Below are 8,487 nucleotides of genomic sequence, written 5' to 3' on the forward strand. Positions count from 1 at the left end.
ACCCCCAGTTGTGGGGGTTTGTTTGGTCTGCGTTTCCCGGCCGGACCTTTTGGCCTTCCCGGGGTGCGCAGGAAGAACATTACCCGATGCCGGACACCGCTCCAAAACGGGTATGGGCTCGCGGCGGCCCCGGAAGCGGCCCGGATCGGTGATCCGTACCGGGCGGTAGACGGGAGGACGGGCGGCGGCGGTCACCGGGCTCGGTGGCCGCCGCCGCCCGTCCTGGGCGCGTCGGCTACGCCACCGGCTTCGCCTTCGCCAGCGCGGCGTCGATACGCGCCAGCGTGCGCTCACGGCCCAGGATCTCCAGCGACTCGAAGAGCGGCAGGCCCACCGTGCGGCCGGTGACCGCGACCCGGACCGGCGCCTGGGCCTTGCCGAGCTTGAGGCCGTGCTCCTCACCGGCCGCGAGGACCGCGTTCTTGAGGGCCTCCGCGTTCCAGTCCGCCTCGGCGATCTTCGTACGGGCGGTGGCCAGCAGAGCGTCCGCGCCCGGCTTCATGGCCTTGGCCCAGGACGCCTCGTCCCACACCGGCTCGTCGAGGAAGAGGAAGTCGACATTGGCTGTGATGTCCGAGAGGACGGTGACCCGGGTCTGGGCCAGCGGCGCCAGCGCCTCGAAGGCGGCCGTGTCGAAGGACTCCGGCGTCCACGGCGCGTACGGGGCCCTGAGCCAGGGACCGCAGGCCTCGATGAACGTCTTCACATCGAGCTGCCGGATGTGGTCGGCGTTGATCGCCTCGGCCTTCTTCAGGTCGAAGCGGGCCGGGTTGGCGTTGACGTCCGCGATGTCGAAGGCGGCGACCATCTCCTCCATGGAGAAGATGTCGCGGTCGGCGGAGAGGGACCAGCCGAGCAGCGAAAGGTAGTTGAGCAGACCCTGGGGCAGGAACCCGCGCTCGCGGTAGAGGTTGAGGGACGCCTGCGGATCGCGCTTGGAGAGCTTCTTGTTGCCCTCGCCCATGACATAGGGGAGATGCCCGAACGCCGGGATGTCCTTGGCGATGCCCAGCTCGATCAGCGCCCGGTAGAGCGCGACCTGGCGCGGCGTGGAGGAGAGCAGGTCCTCGCCGCGCAGCACATGAGTGATCTCCATCAGCGCGTCGTCGACCGGGTTGACGAGCGTGTAGAGCGGTGCGCCGTTGGCGCGGACGATGCCGTAGTCCGGGACGTTCTCCGGCGTGAAGGTCAGCTCACCGCGGACGAGGTCCGTGAAGGTGATCGGCTCGTCGGGCATCCGGAAGCGGACGATGGAGCTGCGGCCCTCGGCCTCGTACGCCGCCCGCTGCTCGTCGGTCAGATCGCGGCAGTGGCCGTCGTAGCCCGACGGCCGGCCGGCGGCGCGGGCCGCGTCGCGGCGGGCCTCCAGCTCCTCGGCGGTGCAGTAGCAGTGGTACGCGTGACCGGCGGCAAGCAGCTTCTCGGCGGTGTCGCGGTAGATGTCCATCCGCTGCGACTGGCGGTACGGCTCGTGCGGGCCGCCGGCCTCGGGGCCCTCGTCCCAGTCGAGCCCCAGCCATCGCAGCGAGTCGAGGAGCTGGTGGTACGACTCCTCGGAGTCGCGGGCCGCGTCGGTGTCCTCGATCCGCAGGACCAGGGTGCCGCCGGTGTGCCGGGCGAAAGCCCAGTTGAACAGGGCGGTGCGGACCAGACCCACATGAGGGTTTCCGGTCGGCGAGGGACAGAAACGTACCCGGACGTGCTTGTCTGTACCGATATGTGCGCTAGCCACGCTTGATCACCTTGTTGGTGAGAGTGCCGATGCCTTCGATGGTGACGGCGACCTCGTCGCCGACGCTGAGTGGGCCGACCCCCGCGGGGGTGCCCGTGAGGATGACGTCGCCGGGGAGCAGGGTCATGGCCTCGGTGATGTGGACGACCAGGTCCTCGATGGAGCGGATCATCTCGCTCGTACGGCCCAGTTGGCGCTGCTCGCCGTTGACCGTGCACTGGATGGTGACGTCGGACGGGTCGAGATCCGTCTCCACCCAGGGACCGAGCGGGCACGAGGTGTCGAAGCCCTTGGCGCGGGCCCACTGCTTCTCCCGCTTCTGCGTGTCGCGGGCGGTGACGTCATTGGCGCAGGTGTAGCCGAAGATGACGTCCTTGACGCGCTCGCGCGGGACCTCGCGGCACAGCCGGCCGATGACGACGGCCAGTTCGGCCTCGTAGTGGACCTCGCTGGAGAAGGAGGGGTACTCGATCGCGTCGCCGGAGCCGATCACCGAGGTGGTGGGCTTGAAGAAGGCGACGGGCGCCTCGGGGACCTCGTTGCCCAGCTCCGCCGCGTGCTCCGCGTAGTTGCGGCCGATGCCGACGACCTTGTTGGGGAGGACGGGCGGGAGGAGCCGTACCTTGCTCAGCGGGACCTTGGTGCCGGAGAGCTCGAAGTCGGTGTACGGAATGCCCTTGATGATGTCGAGGACGAGGCCGGCGGAGTCGCCGCTGCCTTCGCCCTCGACCGCGCCGAAGGCGACATTGCCGTCGATGGAGAATCTGGCGATGCGCACGGGATGCTGTCGCCCCTCACTTGCTGGCTGGTCTGGAGACTGACGCTCCAGGCTAGGCCATGCACGGCGGATCTTCGCGGGCCCGCGACCCGCCGCCGCCGCGCCTCGCCGCGCCGTCGGGATGACCCGGATACGCCCAGTATGAGGCCGGCGCTCCGCGCGCGTCGCCCGGCGCGGTCCCGTACGGATGCGCACGGACCGATCGGCCGGACCGGGACCGACGGGCGCCGACGGATCAGCCGATCGGCGCCTGCGGGGAACCTACTTCGCCGTGGGCGCGTCCATCAGGATCGTACGGCGGGGATTGGCGGTCCGGGTCGGCAGGACGGCGCGATGCTCCGGACGCTCGGTGGGGACCAGCCCTTCGGCGCCTTTGAGATCCTTGAGGTCCTTGAGGTGCGCCAGCGTGGTGCGCCGGGGGTTGGCGGTGGCGCGGAACATCTTCGTCGTCTTCATCTGTGGCGTCAGACCTTGTCAGATAGAGAGGCGCACGGAGCGCCGGTTGTCGGATTTGCCATCCCTGTAAAGCGCCAGGCTAAACATCCGATTCCCCGCCGGAGCGGGGATCCAACGGCGATCTCCGTGTGAGTTTGCTCACGGCTCCACCGGCATTTCTCTCATTACGGACAGCGATCGGGCATCACTGAAACGGACATTGCATTACTGAACGTTCCATTCCGCTGCTGATCATCAGGTCCTGGACACCCCCCACCCGTAAGCAGATCGTCGGTATACGTCCGGTTTCTCCGTGAACACTTTCTACGGCTTGTGACTCGCCGCTCACGCCCTGTCATCCAGGTCACGGCCCTGCCCTCGGCCCTTGTTGGAGATCCTGCACTGTGCTGGAATTCCCCCCACCGCCGCGGGTTTCAAACCGGCGCGCAGAGGCGCAACGCAGCGCCGAGTGGCGGCGGAGAAGGGGAGCAGCGCCGGTCACTCACGACCACCATGGGGAGCGTTCTGCGCCCCACGACGCCGACACCGTCCCGCCGTTCAGCGGTAGGACGCCTGGTCCAGAGGTTGCGACGCTAGTGCAGGGACGTTACAAGAGGGATAGCAGTGCTGCGGCGGAGCAGGAGCCCCGCGGCGGAACCGACCGCGGCTCCTCGCCCCAGCACACCCAGAACCCGGGCCCGGCCCCCTCCGGCGAGAGCGGCGGCCGCGGCGGACATCCCGGGACGGCGCCGGGTGGCGAAGGCACTTCGGCCGCGCCGAAGCCCACCGCACCACCTGACGCGGGTTCACGAATAGCCCTGCGCAACTGGCGCATCAGCACCCGGCTGGTGGCTCTGCTCACCCTGCCGGTGGTCGCCGCCACCACACTGGGCGGACTCCGGATCGATGAGTCGCTCAATGAAATACAGCAGTTGGAGCACATGCAACTGCTGACCAAGATGACCAAGGAGGCGACCACCCTCGCCGCCGCGCTCCAGGCGGAGCGTGACGACTCGGCAGGTCCCCTCACCAACGGCATGGGCGCCAAGGACTTCAAGGTCCAGGACCGCCGTACCAAGACCGACCGGGCGAAGAAGGCCTTCCTCGACGCCACGGTGGACATCGGGAACACCGATGGCGACGAGGCGCTGGAGAGCATCCGCTCCAACGTCAACCAGATCGCCACCCAGGTCAACCAGATCAATGAGATCCGCAAGGACGCCTACGCCTCGGGTTCGGACTCGCACTCCCTGACGGTGGACGCGTACAGCGGTCTGATCGACTCGCTGCTGAGCCTCTCGCAGGACATGGCCCAGGCCACCAGCAACCCGGACATGATCAAGCGGACCCGCGCGCTGGCCGCGTTCTCGTCCGCCAAGGAGTACGCCTCCATCCAGCGGGCGATCATCGCCGCCGCACTGCCGTCCACCGACAAGACGCGCGGCAAACTCACCGAGAACGACCGCCTCTACGGTCTGGCCGCGGCGACCAAGGAACAGAACGCCCTCACCTCCTTCAGCTCGCTGTACGAGTCCATGGGCGGCGACGCCGAAGAGCTGATGGCTCCGCTCAACGGCCAGGGCAGCTCGGAGATCGACGCCGCCGAGAAGTACGCGGACCGGGTGCTGGACAACTCCGACGGCCTGGCCAAGGCGCCGCCGCGCTCGTATCTGGACTGGACCGACCAGGCCTCCACGCGGATCAACGCGATGAAGACCATCGAGGCCACGCTGCTGGGCGAGATGGAGGGCAAGGCCCGCGAGCTGCGCACCGATTCGCAGCGCGAGGCGCTCATCAACGCCGCGCTGATCCTTGTCGTCCTCGGCGTCTCGCTCGTCGGCGCCTTCGTGGTGGCCCGCTCCATGATCCGCTCGCTGCGCCGGCTCCAGGACACGGCGACCAAGGTCGCCCAGGAACGGCTGCCCGAACTGGTCAAGCAGCTCTCCGAGTCGGACCCACAGGATGTCGACACCTCCGTCGAGTCGGTCGGTGTGCACTCCCGGGACGAGATCGGACAGGTCGCCACGGCCTTCGACGACGTGCACCGCGAGGCGGTCCGGCTCGCCGCCGAGCAGGCCCTGCTGCGAGGCAACGTCAACGCGATGTTCACCAACCTCTCGCGCCGCAGCCAGGGCCTCATCCAGCGCCAGCTCTCGCTGATCTCCGAGCTGGAATCCCGTGAGGCCGACCCGGACCAGCTCTCCTCGCTCTTCAAGCTGGACCACCTCGCGACCCGTATGCGCCGTAACGGCGAGAACCTGCTGGTCCTCGCCGGTGAGGAACCGGGCCGCCGCTGGACCCGGCCCGTCCCGCTGGTCGACGTGCTCCGTGCCGCCGCCTCCGAGGTGGAGCAGTACGAGCGCATCGAACTGGCCTCGGTCCCCGCGACCGAGGTCGCCGGACGCGTCGTCAACGACCTCGTGCACCTGCTCGCCGAGCTGCTGGAGAACGCGACGTCGTTCTCCTCGCCGCAGACGAAGGTCCGGGTCACCGGTCACGCGCTGCCCGACGGACGCGTCCTGGTCGAGATCCACGACACCGGTATCGGTCTCTCTCCGGAGGACCTCGCGGCGATCAACGAGCGGCTCGCCTCGCCGCCCACCGTGGATGTCTCGGTCTCCCGCCGCATGGGTCTGTTCGTGGTCGGCCGGCTGTCCCTGCGGCACGGCATCCGGATCCAGCTCCGGCCCTCCGACTCCGGTGGTACGACCGCGCTGGTCATGCTGCCGGTCGATGTCGCGCACGGCGGCAAGAAGGCCCCGGTGGGCAGGCCGGGCGCCGGTGGCCAGAACGGCGTGGGCCAGGCTCCCGCCGGTGCCGGCGGCCAGTTGCCCGGCGGTCCCGGTGCGGCCGGTGGCGGCCGTCCCGGTCTCGGTGCCGGTTCGCCGCGCGGCCAGGTCGGCGCCGGTACGAGCCCGCGCGCCGCGCTGCCCGCCCGTGACGGGACGCACGGCGGTCCGCAGGCCGATGGCCGACAGGACCCGCCGCGCCAGGACTCCGGTCTGCCCAGTGTCTTCGGCCAGAACGCCTTCGGCGCTCCGAGCCAGGGCGGCCAGAGCCAGAACGGACCAGGCCAGAACGGACCGGGCCAGAACGGCCAGGGCCGCACGGACTATCCCGGCGCGCCTCTCGGCCAGAACGGTCCGAACAGCCAGAACGGTCCGAACCACCAGGCCGGTCAGAACGGCCCCGGTGGCCAGAACGGCTTCAGCGGCCGTGCCCAGAACGCCTTCCAGCAGGGTGGCGCGCCCGACCGCGGCCGGCAGCTCCCGCCGCCCGGCGGACCGCGCGCCGAGCTGCCGGGCGGCAACCCGCAGCCGCAGCGGTCCCAGCGTCCCGAGACCACGAGCTGGGGCGCGGAACAGCAGCAGCGCTCGCCGCTGGACACGCCGCGCGGCCACGAGGAGCACGACTCCACGGGCCAGTACGCGCGGCCGTCTGCCGAGCAGCAGGGTCCCGGTTCCACCGCGGAGTTCCAGCGCCCGGACCTGAACGGGCCCCGGCCCGACGCGAACATCCCGCACCAGGGCGGTCCCGCGGACGCCGCGGCCACGGCCCAGTTCCCGCGTCCGGACTTCAACGCCCCGGCGGCGGGCTACCGCCAGGACTACGCGGCCCCGCAGGACTACGGCACGCAGCAGGACTACAACAACCAGTCCGGCTTCCACGCGCCGTCCGACTACAACGCGCCGCAGCAGGACTACAACGCTCCGCAGGGCTACGGCGCCCAGCAGGACTTCAACGCTCCGCGGCCTCCGGCGCCGGCTCCGGCGCCCGGTTCGGGGGGCGGCTACCGCCAGCAGGGACCGCCGCACCAGCAGCAGCCCGAGGCGCTGCCTCCGGCCGGTCCCGGTGACGGACGTACGCCGCTGTTCGACAATCTGGAGACCAACTGGTTCCACGGCACACAGCAGGGCGGCCAGCAGCAGGCGCCGCACCAGCAGGGCCCGTCCCATCCGGCTCAGCCGCCGCGGCGGGAACCGATGCCGCAGCGCGAGCCCGCCAACCGTCCGGGCAACCATGGCCCGGGCTTGAACGGTCCGGGCGCCAACGGCACCGGTGTCACCTCCTCCTGGCGCACGTCTCCCAACGACGAGCTGGTACGCCAGGCCGAGCGGGTCAAGAAGCCCGCGGCGGGCGGCATCACCACCTCCGGTCTGCCGCGCCGGGTGCCGCGCGCCAATCTGGTGCCCGGCACCGCACAGGAACAGAACAATCAGGCCGGTCCGCAGGTGTCGCGTGCGCCCGCTGACGTACGCGGCCGGCTGACCAATCTCCGTCGGGGTATCCAGCAGGGTCGTCAGGCAGGCAACACCGGCCCGGCGAACAGCGGCTTCAACCTCGGCAACTCTCACCAGCAGGAGCGTTAGTTGAGTCCGATGAGTCAGGCTGCGCAGAATCTGAACTGGTTGATCACCAACTTCGTGGACAACACCCCTGGGGTGTCCCACACAGTGGTGGTCTCCGCAGACGGACTTCTGCTGGCCATGTCCGAGGGCTTCCCCCGCGACCGAGCCGACCAGCTCGCGGCCGTGGCGTCCGGTCTTACCTCGCTGACCGCGGGGGCGTCCCGGATCTTCGAAGGCGGCCCGGTCAACCAGACCGTGGTGGAGATGGAGCGCGGCTTCCTCTTCCTCATGTCCGTCTCCGACGGTTCCTCCCTGGCCGTGCTCGCCCACCCCGAGTGCGACATCGGTCTGGTGGGATACGAGATGGCCCTCCTGGTCGACCGCGCCGGTACGGTCCTCACTCCGGACCTGCGCGCCGAGCTCCAGGGAAGCCTGTTGCACTGAGGTTTCCAGGCACAGCCCCCAGCTCCACCACCGTCAGGCCGCCCATCCGGCCCCCCACCGGCCAAGTCAGACGGCACGCAGACATCTTGCTGTCACGCCCGGAGGATTCATGACCCCGCCACCCGCCTCTCACGATCCGTACGGCGTCTCAGTCGACGCCTCGTACGGTCCTGAAGGCGACCAACCGCTGGTACGTCCGTACGCCATGACCGGCGGCCGGACCCGGCCGCGGTACCAGCTCGCCATCGAGGCACTGGTCAGTACGACGGCAGACCCGGCACATCTCGCCACCCTGCTCCCCGAGCACCAGCGGATCTGCCACCTGTGCCGTGAGGTCAAATCCGTCGCGGAGGTGTCGGCGCTGCTGACGATGCCGCTCGGGGTCGCCCGCATTCTGGTGGCCGACCTGGCGGAGGCGGGCATGGTGGCCATCCACCAGCCAGGCAATGGAGAGGCCGGCGGCACGCCGGATGTGACACTGCTCGAAAGGGTGCTCAGTGGACTTCGCAAGCTCTAGCGGCGGTGCGGCCCGCTCAACCACCAGCGCGAAGATCGTGGTGGCGGGCGGCTTCGGCGTGGGCAAGACCACGTTCGTCGGCGCCGTCTCGGAGATCAACCCGCTGCGTACCGAAGCCGTCATGACCAGCGCATCAGCCGGCATCGACGACCTCACCCACACCGGAGACAAGACCACCACCACCGTGGCCATGGACTTCGGCCGCATCACCCTCGACCAGGACCTCATCCTC

7 protein-coding genes are annotated in these 8,487 nt (G+C 69.7%); 4 read left to right on the forward strand and 3 right to left on the reverse strand.

Annotation, left to right across the window (positions count from 1 at the left end):
• Window positions 1-235: 235 nt before the first annotated feature.
• The 3 genes from gltX to PV679_RS30975 all read right to left on the reverse strand — a co-directional run bounded on the left by gltX (window position 236) and on the right by PV679_RS30975 (window position 2,966).
• Complete coding sequence (gene gltX, locus PV679_RS30965) at window positions 236-1,732, reverse strand: glutamate--tRNA ligase (protein ID WP_319683969.1); 1,497 nt, start codon at window positions 1,730-1,732, stop codon at window positions 236-238.
• Entirely contained in the window at window positions 1,725-2,510 is a 786-nt protein-coding gene (locus tag PV679_RS30970; RefSeq protein WP_319683971.1) for a fumarylacetoacetate hydrolase family protein, read from the reverse strand. The genes gltX and PV679_RS30970 overlap by 8 nt, the downstream gene beginning before the upstream one ends.
• A gap of 261 nt (window positions 2,511-2,771) precedes the next feature.
• A complete protein-coding gene (locus PV679_RS30975) occupies window positions 2,772-2,966 on the reverse strand; it encodes a hypothetical protein (protein ID WP_319683973.1) in 195 nt (64 codons plus the stop codon).
• 575 nt (window positions 2,967-3,541) lie between these two features.
• Between PV679_RS30975 and PV679_RS30980 the strand changes: the two genes are divergently transcribed.
• From PV679_RS30980 to PV679_RS30995, 4 genes are all read left to right on the forward strand, one after another.
• On the forward strand, window positions 3,542-7,315 hold the full coding sequence (locus PV679_RS30980) for a nitrate- and nitrite sensing domain-containing protein (RefSeq protein WP_319683974.1): 3,774 nt from the start codon (window positions 3,542-3,544) through the stop codon (window positions 7,313-7,315).
• A gap of 9 nt (window positions 7,316-7,324) precedes the next feature.
• Window positions 7,325-7,738, forward strand: coding sequence for a roadblock/LC7 domain-containing protein (locus tag PV679_RS30985; RefSeq protein WP_030351794.1), 414 nt, complete (start codon window positions 7,325-7,327; stop codon window positions 7,736-7,738).
• A gap of 109 nt (window positions 7,739-7,847) precedes the next feature.
• The gene (locus tag PV679_RS30990) at window positions 7,848-8,255 is read left to right on the forward strand and encodes a DUF742 domain-containing protein (protein ID WP_319683976.1); all 408 of its coding nucleotides are present in this window, start codon (window positions 7,848-7,850) and stop codon (window positions 8,253-8,255) included.
• Window positions 8,236-8,487: ATP/GTP-binding protein (locus PV679_RS30995; protein ID WP_176712835.1), on the forward strand; the 252-nt coding region annotated here is incomplete at its 3' end. The genes PV679_RS30990 and PV679_RS30995, both read left to right, overlap by 20 nt.

Source organism: Streptomyces sp. AK02-01A (assembly GCF_033795305.1).
Classification (GTDB): domain Bacteria; phylum Actinomycetota; class Actinomycetes; order Streptomycetales; family Streptomycetaceae; genus Streptomyces.